This is a genomic window from Streptomyces sp. NPDC038707 (assembly GCF_040636485.1).
In the GTDB taxonomy this organism is placed as follows: domain Bacteria; phylum Actinomycetota; class Actinomycetes; order Streptomycetales; family Streptomycetaceae; genus Streptomyces.
The window spans coordinates 306,677-327,203 of sequence record NZ_JBEZUP010000005.1 but is presented as its reverse complement, the minus strand read 5'-3'; the positions used below and the strand labels follow the sequence as shown (position 1 = coordinate 327,203).

General features: G+C 74.3%; 15 protein-coding genes. 11 read left to right on the top strand and 4 right to left on the bottom strand.

Going from position 1 to position 20,527, the window contains the following annotated elements; all coding sequences use genetic code 11:
- The first annotated feature begins 42 nt into the window (after nt 1-42).
- From AB0E62_RS10205 to AB0E62_RS10180, 6 genes are all read left to right on the top strand, one after another.
- The gene (locus tag AB0E62_RS10205) at nt 43-1,506 is read left to right on the top strand and encodes a 3' terminal RNA ribose 2'-O-methyltransferase Hen1 (protein ID WP_362190666.1); all 1,464 of its coding nucleotides are present in this window, start codon (nt 43-45) and stop codon (nt 1,504-1,506) included.
- The gene (locus AB0E62_RS10200) at nt 1,503-4,046 is read left to right on the top strand and encodes a polynucleotide kinase-phosphatase (protein WP_362190664.1); all 2,544 of its coding nucleotides are present in this window, start codon (nt 1,503-1,505) and stop codon (nt 4,044-4,046) included. The genes AB0E62_RS10205 and AB0E62_RS10200 overlap by 4 nt, the downstream gene beginning before the upstream one ends.
- A gap of 184 nt (nt 4,047-4,230) precedes the next feature.
- Nucleotides 4,231-6,990 carry a RiPP maturation radical SAM C-methyltransferase gene (locus tag AB0E62_RS10195; RefSeq protein WP_362190662.1) on the top strand — a complete coding sequence of 920 codons (2,760 nt, stop codon included), beginning with the start codon at nt 4,231-4,233 and terminating at the stop codon, nt 6,988-6,990.
- Nucleotides 6,991-7,055: 65 nt separating this feature from the next.
- Nucleotides 7,056-8,279: an arginine deiminase gene (locus AB0E62_RS10190; RefSeq protein ID WP_362190660.1), complete on the top strand. Its 1,224-nt coding sequence runs from the start codon at nt 7,056-7,058 to the stop codon at nt 8,277-8,279.
- A gap of 61 nt (nt 8,280-8,340) precedes the next feature.
- Nucleotides 8,341-9,363, top strand: coding sequence for an ornithine carbamoyltransferase (gene argF / locus AB0E62_RS10185; protein WP_362190658.1), 1,023 nt, complete (start codon nt 8,341-8,343; stop codon nt 9,361-9,363).
- Between the two features lie 110 nt (nt 9,364-9,473).
- Nucleotides 9,474-10,925: an amino acid permease gene (locus AB0E62_RS10180; protein WP_362190656.1), complete on the top strand. Its 1,452-nt coding sequence runs from the start codon at nt 9,474-9,476 to the stop codon at nt 10,923-10,925.
- 624 nt (nt 10,926-11,549) lie between these two features.
- Here AB0E62_RS10180 and AB0E62_RS10175 read toward each other — a convergent pair.
- A complete protein-coding gene (locus tag AB0E62_RS10175) occupies nt 11,550-11,696 on the bottom strand; it encodes a hypothetical protein (RefSeq protein ID WP_362190654.1) in 147 nt (48 codons plus the stop codon).
- A 38-nt stretch (nt 11,697-11,734) separates the two neighbouring features.
- A complete protein-coding gene (locus AB0E62_RS10170; protein ID WP_362190652.1) occupies nt 11,735-12,220 on the bottom strand; it encodes an ATP-binding protein in 486 nt (161 codons plus the stop codon).
- 142 nt (nt 12,221-12,362) lie between these two features.
- Here AB0E62_RS10170 and AB0E62_RS10165 point away from each other — a divergent pair, with 142 nt between their 5' ends.
- Together AB0E62_RS10165 and AB0E62_RS10160 are read left to right on the top strand one after the other, a co-directional pair.
- Nucleotides 12,363-13,190, top strand: a complete 828-nt coding sequence (locus AB0E62_RS10165; RefSeq protein ID WP_362190650.1) for an enoyl-CoA hydratase family protein — start codon at nt 12,363-12,365, stop codon at nt 13,188-13,190.
- Between the two features lie 6 nt (nt 13,191-13,196).
- Nucleotides 13,197-15,506 carry a bifunctional salicylyl-CoA 5-hydroxylase/oxidoreductase gene (locus tag AB0E62_RS10160; protein WP_362190648.1) on the top strand — a complete coding sequence of 770 codons (2,310 nt, stop codon included), beginning with the start codon at nt 13,197-13,199 and terminating at the stop codon, nt 15,504-15,506.
- 7 nt (nt 15,507-15,513) lie between these two features.
- Here AB0E62_RS10160 and AB0E62_RS10155 read toward each other — a convergent pair whose 3' ends face one another.
- Both AB0E62_RS10155 and AB0E62_RS10150 read right to left on the bottom strand, forming a co-directional pair.
- Nucleotides 15,514-16,326 (bottom strand): PaaX family transcriptional regulator C-terminal domain-containing protein, encoded by an 813-nt coding sequence (locus AB0E62_RS10155; RefSeq protein ID WP_362190646.1) that lies wholly within the window; start codon nt 16,324-16,326, stop codon nt 15,514-15,516.
- 15 nt (nt 16,327-16,341) lie between these two features.
- Nucleotides 16,342-17,934: an AMP-binding protein gene (locus AB0E62_RS10150; RefSeq protein WP_362190644.1), complete on the bottom strand. Its 1,593-nt coding sequence runs from the start codon at nt 17,932-17,934 to the stop codon at nt 16,342-16,344.
- Between the two features lie 176 nt (nt 17,935-18,110).
- Between AB0E62_RS10150 and AB0E62_RS10145 the strand changes: the two genes are divergently transcribed.
- The 3 genes from AB0E62_RS10145 (at nt 18,111) to AB0E62_RS10135 (ending at nt 20,200) form a co-directional block, all read left to right on the top strand.
- On the top strand, nt 18,111-19,250 hold the full coding sequence (locus tag AB0E62_RS10145; RefSeq protein WP_362190642.1) for an acyl-CoA dehydrogenase family protein: 1,140 nt from the start codon (nt 18,111-18,113) through the stop codon (nt 19,248-19,250).
- Nucleotides 19,247-19,645: a RidA family protein gene (locus tag AB0E62_RS10140; RefSeq protein WP_362190640.1), complete on the top strand. Its 399-nt coding sequence runs from the start codon at nt 19,247-19,249 to the stop codon at nt 19,643-19,645. Before AB0E62_RS10145 ends, AB0E62_RS10140 begins: the two co-directional genes overlap by 4 nt.
- Nucleotides 19,646-19,774: 129 nt before the next feature.
- Nucleotides 19,775-20,200 carry a DUF6299 family protein gene (locus AB0E62_RS10135; RefSeq protein ID WP_362190638.1) on the top strand — a complete coding sequence of 142 codons (426 nt, stop codon included), beginning with the start codon at nt 19,775-19,777 and terminating at the stop codon, nt 20,198-20,200.
- Nucleotides 20,201-20,527: the final 327 nt, after the last annotated feature.

Below are 20,527 nucleotides of genomic sequence, written 5' to 3'. Positions count from 1 at the left end.
AACCGGTGGTGGGCACGGGCCCCGGCCGGGACACTCGACCACATGTTCCTGACGATCTCCACCACCGGCACAGCCGCGCGCCCGGCCACCGACCTGGGGTACCTGCTGCACAAGCACCCCGGCAAGGCGCAGGCGTTCTCCACCTCGTACGGCACGGCCCACGTGTTCTATCCCGAGGCGGACGCCGAACGCTGCACGGCCGCGCTGCTGCTGGAGATCGATCCGGTCGCGCTGGTCAGGCGCGGCCGGGACAAGGGCCGCGGCGGCGCACCCGACGCGGCCCTCGCCCAGTACGTCAACGACCGCCCGTACGCGGCCTCCTCCCTGCTCGCCGTCGCCCTGAGCACCGTCTTCTCCAGCGCCCTGCGCGGGGTGTGCCAGGCACGTCCGGAGCGGGCCGCCGCCCCGCTGCCGCTGCGCGTCGAGGTGCCCGCGCTGCCCGCCCGCGGCGGCCCCGACCTCGTACGACGGCTGTTCGCGCCGCTCGGCTGGCGGGTCACCGCCGACCCGGTCCCGCTGGACACCGCGTTCCCGGAGTGGGGCGACTCGCGCTACGTCCGCCTGCTCCTGGAGTCCGAACGGCTCACCCTCGCCGAGGCGTTGCGCCACCTGTACGTCCTGCTGCCGGTGCTCGACGACGCCAAGCACTACTGGGTCTCCGCCGACGAGGTCGACAAGCTGCTGCGGGTGGGCGAGGGCTGGCTGGCCGGGCACCCGGAACAGCACCTGATCACCAGCCGGTACCTCTCGCGCCGCTGGTCGCTGACCCGGCAGGCGAGGGAGCGGCTGGAACTGGTGCGGCTCGCGGAGGCCGACGACAGCGAGGTCGGGGACATCGACAACGCGGTGGCGGACGAGACCGAGACGGAGGAGAAGCCGACCCCGCTCGCCGTGCTCCGGCGGGAGGCGATCCTCGCCGCACTGGACGCCTCCGGCGCCGGCCGGGTCCTCGATCTCGGCTGCGGTGAGGGCCAGTTGGTGCAGGCGCTGCTCAAGGACGCCCGGTTCACCGAGATCGTCGGCGTCGACGTCTCGCAGCGCGCCCTGACCATCGCCGCCCGCCGGCTGAAGCTGGACCGCATGAGCGAACGGCAGGCCGCGCGCGTCACGCTGGTCCAGGGCTCCCTCGCCTACACCGACCGCCGGCTCAAGGGCTACGACGCCGCCGTGCTCAGCGAGGTCGTCGAACACGTCGACCCGCCCCGGCTGCCCGCCCTGGAGTACGCCGTGTTCGGCCACGCGCGCCCCCGCACGGTCGTCGTGACCACCCCGAACGCCGAGTACAACGTCCGCTGGGAGAGCCTGCCCGCCGGGCATGTCCGGCACCGCGACCACCGCTTCGAGTGGACCCGCGAGGAGTTCCGCACCTGGGCCGCGGCCGTGGCCGGACGGTACGGGTACGACGTCGGGTTCACCCCCGTCGGCCCCGACGACCCGGAGGTCGGCCCGCCCACCCAGATGGCCACGTTCACGACCGGGACCGAGAAGGAGGCGACAGCGGCATGACCGAGGCACAGCACCAGGGACGGGTCCTCCCCGTCACCGACCTCTCGCTCGTGGTGCTCGTCGGCGCCTCCGGCTCCGGCAAGTCCACGTTCGCCCGGCGGCACTTCAAGCCCACCGAGGTGATCTCCTCCGACTTCTGCCGCGGCCTGGTCTCCGACGACGAGAACGACCAGGGCGCGACCCGGGACGCCTTCGACGTGCTGCACTACATCGCCGGCAAGCGGCTGGCCGCCGGCCGCCGCACCGTCGTGGACGCCACCAGCGTGCAGCAGGACAGCCGGCGCCAGCTGATCGAGCTGGCGAAGACGCACGACGTCCTGCCCATCGCCATCGTGCTGGACCTGCCGGAGGAGGTGTGCGCCGAGCGGAACGCGGCCCGCGCCGACCGGGCCGACATGCCCCGCCGGGTCATCCAGCGGCACGTCCGCGAACTGCGCCGCTCCCTCAGGCACCTGGAGCGCGAGGGCTTCCGCAAGGTGCACGTGCTGCGCGGCGTCGAGGAGGTGGAGCACGCCACCGTCGTCACCGAGAAGCGCTACAACGACCTCACCCACCTCACCGGCCCGTTCGACATCATCGGCGACATCCACGGCTGCTCCGCCGAACTGGAGGCCCTGCTCGCCAAGCTGGGATACGCCGACGGCGCGCACCCCGAGGGCCGTACCGCCGTGTTCGTCGGCGACCTGGTCGACCGCGGCCCGGACAGCCCCGGTGTGCTGCGCCGCGTGATGGCGATGGTGAACTCGGGCAACGCCCTGTGCGTCCCCGGCAACCACGAGAACAAGTACGGCCGTCACCTCAAGGGCCGCAAGGTCCAGCCCACCCACGGACTCGCCGAGACCATCGCGCAGATGGAGGGCGAGAGCGAGGAGTTCAAGGCCGAGGTCCGGCGGTTCCTGGACGGACTGGTCAGCCACTACGTCCTGGACGGCGGCCGGCTGGTGGTCTGCCACGCCGGTCTGCCCGAGAAGTACCACGGCCGCACCTCCGGCCGGGTCCGCTCGCACGCCCTGTACGGCGACACCACCGGGGAGACCGACGAGTTCGGGCTGCCGGTGCGCTACCCGTGGGCGGAGGACTACCGCGGCCGGGCCGCCGTGGTCTACGGCCACACACCCGTGCCCGAGGCGACGTGGCTGAACAACACCATCTGCCTGGACACCGGCGCCGTCTTCGGCGGCAAGCTCACCGCGCTGCGCTGGCCGGAGCGCGAACTGGTCGACGTACCGGCCGAGCGGGTCTGGTACGAGCCGGCCCGTCCGCTGCGCACCGACGCGCCCGGCGGGCAGGACGGCCGGCCGCTCGACCTGGCGGACGTGCACGGCCGGCGGGCCGTCGAGACCCGGCACGCGGGACGGGTGGCCGTCCGCGAGGAGAACGCGGCGGCGGCCCTGGAGGTCATGAGCCGCTTCGCCGTCGATCCGCGCCTGCTGCCGTACCTCCCGCCGACCATGGCACCCACGGCGACCTCGCGGGTGGACGGCTACCTGGAGCACCCGCAGGAGGCGTTCGCGCAGTACGCCCGGGACGGGGTGGCGCGGGTGGTGTGCGAGGAGAAGCACATGGGCTCGCGGGCCGTGGCCCTGGTGTGCCGGGACGCGGAGACGGCACGGCGGCGGTTCGGCGCGGCCGGGCCCACCGGCTCCCTCTACACCCGTACCGGACGGCCGTTCTTCGACGACGAGCGGACGACCGAGGAGATCCTCGGCCGGCTGCGCGCGGCGGTCACCGACGCCGGACTGTGGGACGAACTCGGCACGGACTGGCTGCTGCTGGACGCCGAGCTGATGCCGTGGTCGCTGAAGGCCGGCGGGCTGCTGCGCGGCCAGTACGCGGCCGTGGGCGCCGCCGCGGGCGCGGTGTTCCCGGGCGCGCTCGCCGCCCTGGAGGCCGCGGCCGGACGCGGGGCCGACGTGGGCGCGCTGCTCGACCGGCAGCGGGAACGCGCCGCCGACGCCGCCGCGTTCACCGCCGCCTACCGCCGCTACTGCTGGCCCACCGAGGGCCTGGACGGGATCCGGCTGGCCCCCTTCCAGCTGCTCGCCGTCCAGGGCCGCAGCCTCGCCGCCCTCCCGCACGACGAGCAGCTCGCCCTGATCGACCGGCTGGTGGAGTACGACGGCAGCGGACTGTTGCACACCACCCGGCGGCTGTACGTCGACACCGGCGACCCGGAGTCGGTGCGCGCGGGCGTCGACTGGTGGCTGGAGATGACCGGCCGGGGCGGCGAGGGCATGGTCGTCAAGCCGCTCGGCGCGCTGGTGCGCGACGGGGAGGGACGGCTGGTGCAGCCCGGCGTCAAGTGCCGGGGCCGGGAGTACCTGCGGATCGTCTACGGCCCGGAGTACACCCGCCCCGACCACCTCGACCGGCTGCGGAAGCGGTTCCTGAACCACAAGCGGTCGCTGGCCCTGCGCGAGTACGCCCTCGGCCTGGAGGCGCTGGACCGGCTGGCCGGCGGCGAACCGCTGTGGCGGGTCCACGAGGCCGTGTTCGGGGTGCTGGCGCTGGAGTCCGAGCCGGTGGACCCGCGGCTGTAGGCCGGCCCCGCCCTTGTGCCGCACGCCTACCTGTCCCTAGGGTGAACGGCCGTGCGGCACAAGGGTGTTCGCGCGCAGCGAGGGGAGTGACGGACATGGAGATCAAGAAGGTCGTCGTCCGCGAGGACCAGGGCGGCACCACCCGCCGGCCGGCGATCCTGGAGAAGCGGCCGACCCGCTGAGCATGCGCGTCCACCTGGTCACGATGCCGTGGCATCCGCTCGACCTGCCCTCGCTGCAACTGGGCCTGCTGAACCGGATCGTGCGGCGGGCCCGCCCCGGCGACGAGGTCACCGAGTTCCACGGCTCCCTGCGCTGGGCGGAGTACCTGCTGGAGCACTCCGGCGGCCGGCTGCGGCCGGGTGACTGCGTCGAGGTCGGCGGCGACTCCATCTTCCACGGCCTGGGCGACTGGGTCTTCTCCGGCGCCCTGTACGACGACCCCGGCTGGGGCACGGCCCGGCTGCGGGAGTACGCGGCCGGCCGGGGCGTCTTCATCGACACGGCCCTGGCCATGCGGCCGTACGCGGCCGGCTTCATCGAGGCCTGCGCCGCCGAGGTGCTGGCCGCCGAGCCGGACGTGGTCGGCTTCACCACCACCTTCATGCAGAACGTGCCCTCCCTCGCCCTGGCCCGCGCGCTCAAGCGCCGCCGCCCCGGCCTGGTGACCGTGTTCGGCGGCGGCAACTGCGACGGGCCCATGGGCCACGCGCTGCACCGCAACCACCCCTTCGTCGACCACGTCGTACGCGGCGAGGCCGAACACGCCTTCCCGGCCCTCCTGGACCACCTGGCCGCGGGCACCGACCCCGTGGACGTGCCCGGCCTGTGCTGGTGGGACACCTCGGTGCCAGGGACCGGAGCGGTGTCACGGGCCAACACGGAAACCCGGCGGACCGTGGCCCCAGCCGACATACCCACGCCCGACTACGACCAGTGGCAGGCCGCCCTGGACGCCTCCCCGGTCCGGGAGCACGTCCACCCGAAACTGGTCGTGGAGGGCGCCCGGGGCTGCTGGTGGGGCGAGAAGCACCACTGCACCTTCTGCGGGCTGAACGGCACCGCCATGGCCTTCCGCGCCAAGCCGGGGGAGCGGCTGTGGACCGAGATCGACCACCTGGTGCGCCGCCACCGGATCCTCGACGTGGTCACCGTCGACAACATCATCGACATGGCCTACTTCCGCGACTTCCTGCCCCGCGTGACGGCGAGCGGCTGGGACCTGCGACTGCACTACGAGGTCAAGTCCAACCTCACCGCCGACCAGCTGAGACTCCTCGGCGACGCGGGGACGGTGCACATCCAGCCGGGCATCGAGAGCCTGGGCAGCCGCGTCCTGGACCTCATGGCCAAGGGCGTCACCGGCGCCCGCAACGTCCGCACCCTGCGCGAGTGCGAGAACCACGCCCTGACCTGCTCCTGGAACCTGCTCTACGGCTTCCCCGGGGAGAGCGCCGGCGACTACGCCCCCGTCATCGACCAACTCCCCGCGCTGATGCACCTCCAGCCGCCCAGCGGCGCCCACCGCATCCAGCTGGAGCGGTTCAGCCCGCACTTCACCGACCCCGCCCTCGGCTTCGGCAAACGCCGCCCGGCCGCGATGTACCAGCACGTGTACGACCTGCCGGAGGACGAACTCGCCGACCTGGTCTATCTGTTCGACACCGAACCCGCGGGCATCGGCGGCGAGGCCGAGCGGCGGCTGACGGAGGCGGTGGCCGCCTGGCGGGCCGGGCACGCGCACTCCCGGCTGCTGTTCGAGGAGGACGGCGACCGGCTGCTGGTGCACGACCGCCGGCACGGCCGCCCGCCCGCCACCCACCGCTTCACCGGCTGGCGCGCCGCGGCCCTGCGCCGGCTGGAGGACGGCCGGACCGTACCCGCCCTGCACCGGCTGCTCACCGCCGACGGCCACGCGGTACCGCCACCGGAGCTGGAGTCCTTCGTCCAGCGGGCCATGTCACTCGGCCTGCTGTTCCGCGACGGTGCCACCTACGTCGCCCTGCCGGCCTGGGGCGCACCGGTCCGCCTGCCCGAGGAGGGCCCGGCGGGCCCGGTGCCGTCCGGGAGCGGCCCGGTGGGCCCGGCGAGCGCGGTCACGGACGGGAGCGGCCCGGTGGGAGCAGGGGATCCGGCCGGTGCGGTCCCGTCCCGGAGCGGCCCGGTGAGCCACCCGAGCGCGGCCCGGGGCGGTGCCCGCCCGACGGGCGGCACGGGGGGCGGGGCAGAGGACCCGGTGCACCCCGGGGAACCGGTCGGCACGGCCGCGGACGGAGGCACCCCGACGAGCGGGCTCCCCGGCCCCGGGCCCTCCCGGTCCGCCGGGCGCCCGGACCCCGGGCCCTCCCCGTCCGTCGAACGCCGGGCTGAGCGGCCGGGCGGGCCGCCGGCCGCGGTCCCGCACCGCCCGGCCGGTCGCGGAACCGTGCCGGAGCGTCCGGCCGGCCCCCGTACCGTCCCCGACGCGCCCCTCGACCTGAGCGGTGCGGGCCGGGAGACGGCGGAGGCGGTGCGGTTCCTGCGGGAGTGCCAGGGTCTCGGCCTGTCCGTGCGCTGGCGGGCGACCGGCATCCCGGACTACGACCCGGCGCTGCTCCACCATCTGCCGCCGCCCGCCGAGCTGCCCGGGCGCCCGCGGGACCTGGCGGCCTGGCGGGCGCGGTACCGCTACGGTGCCCTGCACCACCGGCGCGGCCCAGGCTTCGTCACCGTCCTGGACCGGCGGACGCCGGGCACCGCCGTACGCCTGACCCTGGACCACCCCGGCCTGTACGGCACGTTCCTGCGCCTGCTGGAGCCCACCCCCGTCGCCGCCCTGGACCCCGTCGGGCACGAGGCGCTCGCCCTGCTCGCCGCCGAGCGGCTGGTCCTGGTGGCCGGCGGCTGGGCGGTGGCCCTGGCGCCCCGGGTGGAGCGGTGGCCGGTGCCGTGCACCGCGATCTGACACCGCTCCGCGACGGAACCACCGGGCAGGGGATGAAGGGCGGCCCCGGCGGTCAGGATGGAACCATGGGATTCCATGTCGACTCCGAGGCCGGGCGGCTGCGCCGCGTCATCCTGCACCGGCCCGACCTAGAGCTCAAGAGGCTCACCCCCAGCAACAAGGACGCCCTGCTCTTCGACGACGTGCTCTGGGTGCGCCGGGCCCGCGCCGAGCACGACGGGTTCGCCGACGTCCTGCGCGACCGCGGGGTGGAGGTCCATCTCTTCGGGGACCTGCTCGCCGAGACCCTCGCACTCCCCGAGGCCCGCGCCCTCGTCCTGGACCGGGTCTTCGACGAGAAGGAGTACGGCCCCCTGGCCACCGGTCACCTGCGCGCCGCCTTCGACCGGATGCCCCCGGCCGAGCTGGCCGAGGCCCTGGTCGGCGGGATGACCAAGCGGGAGTACCTGGCCGGGCACGAGGAGCCGACCTCCGTGCGCTTCCACGTCATGGAACTGGACGACTTCCTGCTGCGTCCGCTGCCCAACCACCTGTTCACCCGCGACACCTCGGCGTGGATCTACGACGGCGTCTCCATCAACGCCATGCGCTGGCCCGCCCGGCAGCGCGAGACCGTGCACTTCGAGGCGATCTACCGCCACCACCCGCTGTTCCGCGACGAGACCTTCCACGTCTGGTCCCGGGGCCAGGCCGACTACCCCTCCACCATCGAGGGCGGCGACGTCCTGGTGATCGGCAACGGCGCCGTGCTGATCGGGATGAGCGAGCGCACCACCCCGCAGGCCGTGGAGATGCTGGCGCACGAGCTGTTCGCGGCCGGTTCCGCGCGGACCATCGTCGCGCTCGACATGCCCAAGCGGCGCGCCTTCATGCACCTGGACACGGTGATGACCATGGTCGACGGCGACACCTTCACCCAGTACGCCGGCCTCGGGATGCTCCGCTCCTACACCATCGAGCCGGGCGTCGGCGAGCGGGAGCTGAAGGTCACCGACCATCCGCCGGAGCACATGCACCGGGCGATCGCCGCCGCCCTCGGCCTCGGCGAGATCCGGGTGCTGACCGCCACCCAGGACGTGCACGCCGCCGAACGCGAGCAGTGGGACGACGGCTGCAACGTCCTCGCCGTCGAACCCGGCGTGGTCGTCGCCTACGAGCGGAACTCCACCACCAACACCCATCTGCGCAAACAGGGCATCGAAGTGATAGAGATCCCGGGCAGCGAGCTGGGCCGGGGCCGGGGCGGTCCCCGGTGCATGAGCTGTCCCGTCCAGCGAGACGCTGTATAGAAATGTGAAGGTTCGTATAGACTTCCATAGTCCCTTGCCGTCATACCCCTGGAGCGCCCTCATGGCGACAGTCCCGACCGCCCTCGCCGGCCGCCACTTCCTCAAGGAGCTGGACTTCACCGAGGCGGAGTTCCGCGGCCTGGTCGAGCTGGCCGCCGAGCTGAAGGCGGCCAAGAAGGCCGGGACCGAGACCCCGTACCTGCGCGGCCGGAACATCGCGCTGATCTTCGAGAAGACCTCGACGCGCACCCGCTGCGCGTTCGAGGTCGCCGCCGCCGACCAGGGCGCCCACACCACGTACCTGGAGCCCGCCGGATCGCAGATCGGGCACAAAGAGTCGGTCCGGGACACCGCCCGTGTACTGGGCCGGATGTACGACGCCATCGAGTACCGGGGCGACAGCCAGGCCAAGGTCGAGGAGCTGGCCGCGTACGCAGGCGTGCCCGTCTACAACGGCCTCACCGACGACTGGCACCCCACCCAGATGCTCGCCGACGTGCTCACCATGACCGAGCACTGCGCCAAGCCGCTCACCCGGACCGCCTTCGCCTACCTCGGCGACGCCCGCTTCAACATGGGCAACTCCTACCTGATCACCGGCGCCCTGCTCGGCATGGACGTACGGATCGTCGCCCCGAAGTCCTACTGGCCCGCCCCGGAGATCCTCGACCGCGCCCGTGCCCTCGCCGGCTCCAGCGGCGCCCGCGTCACCCTCACCGAGGACGTCACCGAAGGCGTGCGGGGCGCCGACTTCGTCGCCACCGACGTCTGGGTGTCCATGGGCGAGCCCAAGGAGGTGTGGGCCGAGCGGATCACGGCCCTCGCCCCCTACGCGGTGACCATGGACGTGCTGCGCGCCACCGGCAACCCCGGCGTACGGTTCCTGCACTGCCTGCCGGCCTTCCACGACCTCGGCACCACGGTCGGGCAGCAGATCCACGACACGTACGGCCTCACCTCGCTGGAGGTGACAGACGAGGTCTTCGAGTCCGCCCACTCGGTGGTCTTCGACGAGGCGGAGAACCGGCTGCACACCATCAAGGCGGTGCTGGTGGCCACACTCGCCCGGGAAACCCTTGCCTGACCCGCCTCACCAGGCCTTATCCTGACCGGCGGCCCGGAATCACCCCTTCCGCGGCCGTCGCCGCGGCCCCACCACGGCCGCCCGCACCACCAGAATCGAGCACCACCCGCATGCCCGCTCCCCGTCTCAAGTCCCCGCGCCTGCTCGTCGCCGAATCCGGCGCCGACCGCGAGGGGCACGGTCTGAAGCGCACCATGGGCCTCTTCCAGCTCATCTGCTTCGGCGTCGGCGCCATCGTCGGCACCGGCATCTTCGTCGGACTGTCCGACTCGGTCGCCCAGGCCGGCCCGGCCGTCGTCGTCTCCTTCGTCCTCGCGGCCCTCACCTGCGTCTTCACCGCCTTCTCGTTCGCGGAGCTGGGCGGCGCCATCCCGGTCTCGGGCTCCTCGTACTCCTTCGCGTACGCCGGCCTCGGCGAGTCCACCGCCTTCCTCGTCGGCTGGTGCCTGCTGCTGGAGTACGGCGTCTCCATCTCGGCCGTCGCGGTCGGCTGGAGCCAGTACGTCAACGAGCTGCTGCACAGCCTCACCGGCCTCCAGCTCCCGGCCGCCCTGTCCGCGGGCCCCGGGGACGGCGGCGTGATCAACCTGCCGGCCGTGATCGTCATCGCCATGGCCTCGGCGCTGCTGGTGCGGGGGGTGCGGGAGAGCGCGCGGGCGACCGCCGCCATGGCCGCGGTGAAGCTCGCGATCCTGCTCGCCTTCTGCGCCATCGGCTACAGCGCCTTCAAGGACGGCAACCTCACCCCGTTCTCCCCGGCCGGCCTCGGCGGCATCGGCGCGGGCACCACCGCCGCGTTCTTCTCGTACATCGGCTTCGACGCGATCACCACGGCCGGCGAGGAGGCGAAGAACCCCCGCCGGCACATCCCCGTCGCGATCATGGTCTGCATGGGCATCGTGACCCTGCTGTACTGCGCGGTCGCGCTCGCCGCCATCGGCGCCATCGGCGGCGACCAGGTCGCCGGCCGCCCCGCCGCCCTCTCCTACGTCGTCAACGAGGTCACCGGCTCCACCGTCGGCGGCGGTGTCATCGCCTTCGGCGCGGTCGTCGCCATCGCCTCCGTGGTCCTCGCCGTGATGTACGGCCAGACCCGCATCCTGATGTCGATGTCCCGGGACGGCCTGATCCCGCGCGTCTTCGAGAAGGTCAGCCCCAAGACCTCCACCCCGGTCGCCGGCACACTGATCGTCGCCCTGGTCTTCGCGCTCCCGGCGGCCTTCGCCTCGCTGGACGCCGTGATGAACCTGTGCACCATCGGCACCCTCGCCATCATGGCCGCCGTCAACATCACGGTGATGGCCCTGCGCCGCCGCGAACCGGGCCTCGACCGCAGCTTCCGGGTGCCGCTGTACCCGGTGGCCCCGCTGCTCGGCGTCGCCTTCTGCCTCTACCTGATGTGGGAGACGGGCTGGCGGACCTGGATCCAGTTCGCCGTGTTCCTCGCGGTGGGCCTCGCGGTCTACGGTCTCTACGGCCGCCGGCACTCCACCCTGGCCGGCGCCACCCCGGCCACCGGGGTCACACCGGTTGCGGCCGAGCGGGAACCCGAGAGGGTCTGAACCCGCGCCGCCCGGAAGGACACGAAGGGTCCGCGGCACGGCACACCGGCCGCGGCCCCCCGTCGCACGCCCACCGGGGTGCGGCGGTTCAGCGGTGGTCCGTGCGGGCTCGGTGCTCTGGCCCGCTGGCCGGGGTCGTGGCGGTCGTGGTGGGCGGGAAGCGGTGGGCGGCTGAAGCCGTGCCTGGTGGGGGAGGCGTGGGGGGGTTCGCGGTGCGGTAGACCGGTCGCGGACCCTTTGTCGCACGGCCCCCGGGGTGCGGCGGTTCAGCGGCGGTCCGTGCGGGCTCGGTGCTCTGGCCCGCTGGCCGGGGTCGTGGCGGTCGTGGTGGGCGGGAAGCGGTGGGCGGCTGAAGCCGTGTCTGGTGGGGGAGGCGTGGGGGGGTTCGCGGTGCGGTAGACCGGTCGCGGACCCTTTGTCGCACGGCCCCCGGGGTGCGGCGGTTCAGCGGCGGTCCGTGCGGGCTCGGTGCTCTGGCCCGCTGGCCGGGGTCGTGGCGGTCGTGGTGGGCGGGAAGCGGTGGGCGGCTGAAGCCGTGTCTGGTGGAGGAGGCGTGGGGGGGGGTTCGCGGTGCGGTAGACCGGTCGCGGACCCTTTGTCGCACGGCCCCCGGGGTGCGGTGGCTCAGCGGTGGTCCGCGTCGGCGGACTCCGGCGCGACGGGCCGGTCCGCGCGGGCGCCGGACCCGGGGCCGTCCGCGACGACTGCGGTCAGCGCGAGACCGGCCACGTACACGACCGTGGGGACGATCACGAGCAGCCTCTCCCCCACGTGCCCTCCCGAGCAGGTCGCCTCCGGGCCGGCCGAGGTCACGCCGGGCGCGGCCGGGCGGGGAGCACGGGCAGCCGGAACCACACCGCCTTGCCCGACGGGGTGGGGCGGTGGCCGCAGGAGGAGCTGAGGGCGCGGATCAGCAGCAGCCCGCGCCCGCCCTCCTGCCACACGTCGGGCTCCTCGAGCACCGGCCGGGTCAGCTGACCGGGCGGCGCCGGGTCCGGATCGTGCACCTCGACCTGGCAGCCGGTCGGCCGCAGCTCCACCACCAGCTCTATCGGGCCGCGCCCGGCGGTGTGCTCCACCGCGTTGGCCACCAGCTCGGCGGTCAGCAGCTCGGCCGTGTCGCAGTCGGCCACGTGCTCGACCTCGGTGAGGGCCGTGCGCACCAGGGCGCGCGCCACGGGCACCGCGGCCGCGGTGTGCGGCAGCGCGATGCGCCAGGAGGCCGAATCGGCGGAGGGTTGGTGCACGGCGAGTCCTTCATGGAGCAGGCTGTCCTGCTGTCCGACTCCAGGCATGGTACGGGCCCGGCGGCGCACGGCCGTCGCCGGGCCGGTCGCCCGCCCCGATTCTGTCGCGCCCCCGTGACGACAGTCACAAACCGGTGATAACTTCGGGGGAGCGCACCGTACGGCACCGTCGCCAAGGAGGCCGCACGCCATGAGTCCCTTCACCGGCTCGGCCGCCCGCACGGCCGACTGGGAGCACCTGCGGGTACGGATCGCCGACCAGGTCGCCACCGTCACCCTCGCCCGCCCCGAGAAGCTCAACGCCCTCACCTTCGGCGCCTACGCCGACCTGCGCGACCTGCTCACCGAGCTGTCCCGGGAGCGCGCGGTACGGGCCCTGGTGCTGGCCGGCGAGGGCCGCGGCTTCTGCTCCGGCGGTGACGTGGACGAGATCATCGGCGCCACCCTCGCCATGGACACCGGCCAGCTGCTCGACTTCAACCGGATGACCGGACAGGTCGTGCGGGCGATCCGCGAGTGCCCCTTCCCGGTGATCGCCGCGGTGCACGGCGTGGCGGCCGGCGCCGGCGCGGTCCTCGCCCTCGCGGCGGACTTCCGGGTCGCCGACCCCTCCGCCCGGTTCGCGTTCCTCTTCACCCGGGTCGGCCTGTCCGGCGGCGACATGGGCGCGGCCTATCTGCTGCCCCGGGTCGTCGGCCTCGGCCACGCCACCCGCCTGCTCATGCTGGGCGATCCGGTCCGGGCCCCCGAGGCCGAGCGCATCGGCCTGATCAGCGAGACGGCCGAGGAGGGCCGGACGGACGAGGCGGCCGCCGCCCTGGCCCGCCGCCTGGCCGACGGCCCGGCCCTGGCCCACGCCCAGACCAAGGCACTCCTCACGGCCCAGCTGGACATGCCCCTGGCCGCAGCGATCGAACTGGACGCCGCCACCCAGTCCCTCCTGATGACCGGCGAGGACTACACCGAGTTCCACGAGGCCTTCACGGAGAAGCGCACGCCGAAGTGGCGGGGGAGGTGAGCCCGGATGCCGCAGGACCCGCGCCCGCCGGCGACGACGAACCGCCCCTTACGGATCGCGGTCATCGGCGGCGGCCCCGGCGGGCTGTACGCCGCGGCCCTCCTCAAACGCCTGGACCCCGCCCGTGACATCACCGTCTGGGAGCGCAACGCCCCCGGTGAGACCTTCGGCTTCGGCGTGGTCCTCTCCGACGAGACCCTGGGCGGCATGCGACACGCCGACCCCGTCGTCCACGAAGCCCTGCGGCGGGACTTCGTCCGCTGGGAGGACATCGACATAGTGCACCGGGGGGTCCGCCACCGCTCGGGCGGCCACGGCTTCGCCGCACTGGGCCGCCACCGGCTCCTGAGGATCCTGCACGAGCGCTGCCACTCCCTCGGCGTCCGGATCCACTTCCGCACCGAAGCCCCCCACCCGGCCACCCTCTCCGCCGAGTACGACCTCGTCATCGCCGCCGACGGTGTGCACAGCACCACCCGCGAAACCTACGCTCATGTGTTCCGCCCCCATGTGGCCGCACACCACTGCCGCTACATCTGGCTTGCCGCCGACTTCGCCTTCGACGCCTTCCGCTTCGAGATCGCCGAGACCGGACACGGCGTCATGCAACTGCACGGCTATCCCTATGCGGCCGACTCCTCCACCGTGATCATCGAGATGCGCGAGGAGGTCTGGCGGGCCGCGGGCCTCGACGAGCTCACCCCCCGCGCGTCCGTCGACCGCTGCGCCAAGGTCTTCACCGACGCCCTGCGCGGACGCCCGCCGCGCTTGGGGAACTCCGCTTGGACCACGTTCCGTACGGTCGTCAACGACCGCTGGTCGCACGGCAACGTCGTCCTCCTCGGCGACGCCGCGCACACCGCGCACTTCTCCATCGGCTCCGGCACCAAACTCGCCGTCGAGGACGCCCTCGCCCTCGCCGCCTGCCTGGAGGAGCGGCCGGACGTGCCCGGCGCGCTCGCGGCCTACGAGGAGGAGCGCAAACCCGTCGTCGCCTCCACCCAGCGCGCCGCCCGGGCCAGCCTGGAGTGGTTCGAGAACGTCCGGCTGTACCTGCGCCAGCCGCCCCGCCAGTTCGCCTTCAACCTGCTCACCCGCTCCCGCCGCGTCACCCACGGCAACCTCCGGCTGCGCGACGCCCGCTTCACCGAGTCCGTGGAACGCGCGTTCGGCTGCCCGCCCGGCACACCCCCGATGTTCACCCCGTTCCGGCTGCGCGGCCTGACCCTGCGCAACCGGGTCGTCGTGTCACCGATGGACATGTACTCGGCCGCCGACGGCGTCCCCGGCGACTTCCACCTCGTCCACCTCGGCGCCCGCGCCCTCGGCGGGGCCGGGCTGGTGATGACCGAGATGGCGTGCGTCAGCCCGGAGGGCCGCATCACCCCCGGCTGCGCCGGTCTCTACACCGGCCGGCAGGCCGAGGCGTGGCGCCGCGTCACCGACTTCGTCCACCGCCAGTCCCCGGGCACGGCGATCGGCGTCCAGCTCGGGCACTCCGGCCGCAAGGGGTCCACCAAGCCGATGTGGGAGGGCATGGACGAGCCGCTGCCCACCGGCAACTGGCCGCTCGTCGCCGCGTCCCCGCTGCCGTACAAGCCGGGCAGCCAGATACCGCGCGAGCTGTCCCGGGCCCAGCTCACCGACATCCGCGAGCAGTTCACGGCGGCCGCCTGGCGCGCCGCCCGGGCCGGGTTCGACCTGCTCGAACTGCACTGCGCCCACGGCTATCTGCTCTCCGGCTTCCTCTCCCCGCTCACCAACCGGCGCACCGACGCCTACGGCGGCTCGCCGGAGCGGCGGCTGCGCTTCCCGCTGGAGGTCTTCGACGCCGTACGCGGGGTGTGGCCGGCCGAGCGGCCGATGACCGTCCGGATCTCGGCCACCGACTGGGCCGACGGCGGGACGGACGCCGAGGACGCCGTGGAGATCGCCCGCGCCTTCGCCGCGCACGGCGCCGACGCCATCGACGTGTCCACCGGGCAGGTGGTGGCCGACGAACGCCCGGCGTTCGGGCGGTCGTACCAGACGCCGTTCGCCGACCGCATCCGGCACGAGGTCCGCGTCCCGGTGATCGCGGTCGGCGCGATCTCCTCCTGGGACGACGTCAACTCGCTGATCCTGGCGGGCCGCACCGACCTGTGCGCCCTGGCCCGGCCGCACCTGTACGACCCGCACTGGACCCTGCACGCGGCGGCCGAGCAGGGCTACGAGGGCCCCGGCGCGCCCTGGCCCGCCCCCTACCGCGCGGGCAGCCGCCCCCCGCGCACCGGCCGCACCGACGAACCCGAGCCGCGCCTGTCACCGGGAGGCTGAGGAGGTCTCACAGCCCCGCGAACCGTGCCCCCGCGTCCCGCAGGCGTTCGTGCAGGCCCCGGAAGACCTCCGCCGAGCGGACGCCGGGCCAGTCGGGCGGCAGCAGATGGGTGGGCAGGCCCGGGTCGGTGTAGGGGAGGTGGCGCCAGGAGTCGAGGGCGAGGAGGTAGTCGCGGTACGCCTCCTCGGGCGGGGTGTCGGCGCGGCGGGCCCAGGACCGCAGCACCGGCCCGTGGGTGTCCAGGAACCGCTCGTGCTCCTTGGCGATCGCCGCCAGGTCCCACCAGCGGGCCACCGCCTCGGGCGTGGGAGCGAAGCCCAGGTGCTCGCCGCGGAAGAAGTCCACGTACGGGTCCAGCCGCAGCCGGCGCAGGGTGTGCTCCGTCTCCTCGTACAGCCGGGCCGGGGCGATCCACACCCCCGGCGCGGCGGTGCCGAAGCCCAGACCGGCCAGCCGGGAGCGCAGCACGTGCCGCCGCTGCCGCTCCGACTCCGGGACCGAGAACACCGCGAGCACCCAGCCCTCGTCCGCCACGGGCGTGCCCGCGTAGACGCGCCGGTCGCCGTCGTCCAGCAACTGGCGGGCCTCGGCGGACAGTTCGTAACCGGCCGCGCCGGACTCCGTGCGGGCCGGCAGCAGCAGACCACGCCGCTTGAGCCGGGACACCGAGGAGCGTACGGAGGGCGCGTCCACGCCGACCGCGGCCAGGAGCCGGATCAGCTCGGCGACGGGCACCGGGCCGGGCATGGAGCGGCCGTACGCGCCGTAGAGCGTGACGATGAGGGACCTGGGGGCGTGCTGCTCGGACACGTTGATCATTTTAGGTCGTCGGCATCACTGCTGGTCACCCCAGTTGCGCAGCCGGAACCGCTGCACCTTGCCGGTGGCCGTGCGGGGCAGCGCGTCGAGGAAGACGAATGCGCGCGGGCACTTGTAGGGTGCCAGCTCGGCGACGAGGAACGCGCGCAGCGCCTCCGGGTCCCGCCGGGCACCGGGGCGCAGCACGGTGTAGGCGACGGCCACCTGGCCGCGGGCCTCGTCGGGACGGCCGACGACCGCCGTCTCGGCCACGTCGGGATGGCGCAGCAGCGCGTCCTCCACCTCCGGCCCCGCGATGTTGTACCCGGCCGAGATGATCATGTCGTCGGCGCGGGCCACGTACCGGAAGGAGCCGTCGGCCTCGCGGACACAGGTGTCGCCGGTGATGTTCCAGCCGTCGCGCACGTACTCCCGCTGCCGCGGGTCGGCGAGGTAACGGCAGCCGACCGGTCCGCGCACGGCCAGCAGGCCGGGCTCGCCGTCGGGCACCGGCCGGCCGCCGGCGTCCTGGACGCGTGCCTGCCAGCCCGGCACCGGCACGCCCGTGCTGCCGGGCCGGCTGTGCGCGCCGGCGGCGGACAGGAAGATGTGCAGCAGCTCGGTGGCGCCGATGCCGTTGACCAGGCGCAGGCCCGTGCGCTCGTACCAGGCCCGCCAGGTGGCCGCGGGCAGGTTCTCGCCGGCCGAGACACACTGCCGCAGGGACGACAGGTCGTGGCCGTCCAGGTCGCGCAGCATCGCCCGGTAGGCGGTCGGCGCGGTGAACAGCACGGAGACGCGGTGCGCGGCGACGGCGGGCAGCAGCTCGCCGGGGCCCGCCCGTTCCAGCAGGAGGCTGCCGGCCCCGGCCCGCAGCGGGAAGATCACCAGCCCGCCCAGGCCGAAGGTGAAGCCGAGCGGGGGACTGCCCGCGAATATGTCGTCCTCATGGGGACGCAACACATGCCGTGAGAACGTGTCAGCTGTTGCCAGCACATCCCGGTGGAAGTGCATGCACCCCTTCGGGCGACCCGTGGTACCGGAGGTGAACGCGATCAGGGCGACGTCGTCGCAGGCGGTGTCCACCGCCGGGTAGGGGGTGCCGGGGGCCGGACGGCGCAGCAGGTCGCCGGGGCCGTCCCCGCCGTACGTCGTCACGCGCAGCCCCGGTACGGCGGCCCGCACCAGATCGTCCACCGCGCGGACGTCGCACAGCGCGTGCCCGACGCGGGCGATGGCGCAGATCGCCGCCAGTTCCCGCGCGCGCTGCCGGGCCGGCACCGTGACCGCGATGGCGCCCGCCTTCAGAGCGGCCAGCCAGCAGGCCGCCAGCCACGGCGTGGTGGGGCCGCGCAGCAGCACCCGGTTGCCCGGGACCACGCCCAGGGCGCCGGTGAGCACATGCGCGATCCGGTCGACCCGGGCGCGCAGTTCGCCGTAGGTCCAGGCGGGACCGGCCGCGGTGTGGAAGACCGGGCGGGCCGCGTCGGCGTGGTCCAGCAGCTCCACGGCGCAGTTCAGCCGGGCGGGGTAGCGCAGTTCCGGCAGGTCGAACCGCAGCTCGGGCCACTCGTGCGGCGGGGGCAGACGGTCGCGCGCGAACGTGTCGACGTGGGCCGAGCGATGCATGACGGTCCGCCCCCTTGCCGTGTCGGAGGTGCCGTGTCGGAGGTCCGGGCCGGCCGCCCGAACGGGCTTCCCGGTGGGCTCGCACTTGGAGCGTAACGCGTTGGTGACGGCAGTCAACAGTCCGCGATATCGTCGGGGGACGGGCGGGCGCACCCGCCCCGGAGGGAGGAGGGGCCGTGTCCGCATTCGCACTCGCGCCCGAGCAGACCGCCTGGTGCGCCGAGCTGCGCGCGCTGGCCGCCGGGCGGCTGCGCCCGCTCGCCGCCCGGGGCACGCCCGGCCGCGTCGACCGGCCGCTGCTCGCCGAACTCGGCCGGCTCGGCCTGCTCGCCCGGCTGTTCGACTCCGGGGCGCTGGACCTGTGCCTGATGCGGGAGTCCCTCGCCCAGGGCTGCACCGAGGCCGAGACCGCCCTCGCCCTCCAGGGCCTCGGCGCCCATCCGGTGCACGCCCACGGCACCCCGGCCCAGCGGGAGCGCTGGCTGCCCCGGGTCGCCGACGGCAGCGCGGTCGCCGCGTTCGCGCTCAGCGAGCCCGGCGCCGGGTCGGACGCGGCGGCGCTGTCCCTCGCCGCCGAGCCCGACGGCGCCGGCTGGCGGCTCACCGGCGCCAAGTGCTGGATCTCCAACGCCCCCGAGGCCGACTTCTACACCGTCTTCGCCCGTACCACACCCGGCGCCGGGGCCCGCGGGGTGACCGCCTTCCTCGTCCCCGCCGACCGGCCCGGACTCACCGGCCGCCCCCTGGAGATGCTCGCACCGCACCCCGTCGGCGCCCTCGACTTCGACGCCGTGCCCGTCACCGCCGCCGACCTGCTCGGCGCGCCCGGCCGCGGCTTCGCCGTCGCCATGGGCACCCTCAACCTCTTCCGGCCCAGCGTCGGCGCCTTCGCGGTCGGCATGGCCCAGGCCGCGCTGGACGCCACCGTCGCCCACACCGGCCGGCGCGAGGCGTTCGGCGGCCCCCTGCGCGACCTCCAGGCCGTGTCCCACCAGGTCGCCGAGATGGCGGTGCGCACCGAGGCGGCCCGGCTGATGGTGTACGCGGCGGCCGCGGCGTACGACGCGGGGGCCGCCGACGTGCCCGGGCGGGCCGCGATGGCCAAGCTGCTGGCCACCGAGACCGCGCAGTACGTCGTCGACACCGCCGTCCAGCTGCACGGCGCCCGCGCCCTGCGCCGCGGCCACCTGCTCGAACACCTCTACCGCGAGGTGCGCGCGCCGCGCATCTACGAGGGCGCCAGCGAGGTACAACGGAGCATCATCGCCAAGGAGTTGTACGCCACGGCGGCCACGGCGGCCACGGAGGACCGGTGACGGCCGAACGCGTCAACCCGCCCGGGCTGTCCCCGCCCACCGGCTTCAGCCACGCCGTGGTCGCGACCGGCACCCGCGTGGTGTTCCTCGCCGGCCAGACCGCTCTGGACGCCGGCGGCGAGATCACCGGGGACACGCTGCCCGAGCAGTTCGCCACGGCCCTCGGGAACCTGCTCGCCGCCCTGCGCGCGGCCGGCGGCACCCCCGCCGACCTGGCCCGGGTCACCGTCTACGCCACGGACCTCGCCGACTACCGCGCGCACGCGCCCGAACTGGGCCGGATCTGGCACCGGTCGGCGGGCCGGGACTATCCGGCGATGGCCGTCGTCCAGGTCGTACGGCTGTGGGACGAGCGGGCGCTGGTGGAACTGGACGGGTTCGCCGTACTGCCCTGAGGCGGCGGGCGCCCCGCACAACCGTCGGGAGCACGGACGCGCCACCGTAGGGGTGACGGTCACGCCCGCCGGCCCGGCCGCCCGGTACCAGTGGAAGCCCTGAAATCCCTGGAAACCGGGAGGTATCCCATGCCCGTCCGCCGTACCCTCCTCACCGCCCTCGGCACCGCGGCCCTGCTGTGCGCCGCCACCGGCCCGGCCGCCGCCGCCCCCGGCGAGTACATCACCGTCGACGCGACCGGCCGGATCGCGGCCGACGGCACGGTCACGCTCTCCGGCACCTACCGCTGCACCGGCGCCACCGGACCGGCGTTCGTCAGCTCCTCGGTCAGCCAGGGCGACACCGCCCGCCGGCAGGGCATCGGCGGCAGCGCCGCCCGCTGCGACGGCGCCGAGCACCGCTGGCAGAACTCCGGCAAGCCCTACGGGCAGACGCTGCGGCCGGGAGCGGCGCGGGTGCAGGCCACCGTCGTGGAGCTGCGCCCCTCGGGCATCATCCTGGTCCCGGTCTTCCACGCGGAGGCGGACCGCGACGTCACGCTCGTCCAGGGCTGAGGCCGGCTCCGCCGGTCCGGGGCGCCCTTCCGGTCCGGCGGCCGGCGAGTGCTCCGCCGGCCTCGTTCCTGTCCGGGTCCGGCGCGGCCGGCGGGTGCTCCGCCGCTGCGGGGTCCGTGCGGGTCCGGTGGCTCATGGCCGTTGCCTGTCGGTTCGGAGGTTGTTCCGGTCCGGCGTCGGGGGGCGTGGCCCCGCGGGTTTTGGGTCTGTTCGCGTCCGGCGGCCGGTGCGGCGGTGGTGTTTCGCCGCTGCGGGGTCCGTGCGGGTCCGGTGGCTCATGGCCGTTCCGTGTCGGTTCGGAGGTTGTTCCGGTCCGGCGTCGGGGGG

Coding starts and splice junctions, on each gene's coding strand:
- AB0E62_RS10205 (WP_362190666.1), top strand. CDS start 43: ATGTTCCTGACGATCTCCACCACCGGCACAGCCGCGCGCCCGGCCACC.
- AB0E62_RS10200 (WP_362190664.1), top strand. CDS start 1,503: ATGACCGAGGCACAGCACCAGGGACGGGTCCTCCCCGTCACCGACCTC.
- AB0E62_RS10195 (WP_362190662.1), top strand. CDS start 4,231: ATGCGCGTCCACCTGGTCACGATGCCGTGGCATCCGCTCGACCTGCCC.
- AB0E62_RS10190 (WP_362190660.1), top strand. CDS start 7,056: ATGGGATTCCATGTCGACTCCGAGGCCGGGCGGCTGCGCCGCGTCATC.
- argF (WP_362190658.1), top strand. CDS start 8,341: ATGGCGACAGTCCCGACCGCCCTCGCCGGCCGCCACTTCCTCAAGGAG.
- AB0E62_RS10180 (WP_362190656.1), top strand. CDS start 9,474: ATGCCCGCTCCCCGTCTCAAGTCCCCGCGCCTGCTCGTCGCCGAATCC.
- AB0E62_RS10170 (WP_362190652.1), bottom strand. CDS start 12,220: ATGCCTGGAGTCGGACAGCAGGACAGCCTGCTCCATGAAGGACTCGCC.
- AB0E62_RS10165 (WP_362190650.1), top strand. CDS start 12,363: ATGAGTCCCTTCACCGGCTCGGCCGCCCGCACGGCCGACTGGGAGCAC.
- AB0E62_RS10160 (WP_362190648.1), top strand. CDS start 13,197: ATGCCGCAGGACCCGCGCCCGCCGGCGACGACGAACCGCCCCTTACGG.
- AB0E62_RS10155 (WP_362190646.1), bottom strand. CDS start 16,326: ATGATCAACGTGTCCGAGCAGCACGCCCCCAGGTCCCTCATCGTCACG.
- AB0E62_RS10150 (WP_362190644.1), bottom strand. CDS start 17,934: ATGCATCGCTCGGCCCACGTCGACACGTTCGCGCGCGACCGTCTGCCC.
- AB0E62_RS10135 (WP_362190638.1), top strand. CDS start 19,775: ATGCCCGTCCGCCGTACCCTCCTCACCGCCCTCGGCACCGCGGCCCTG.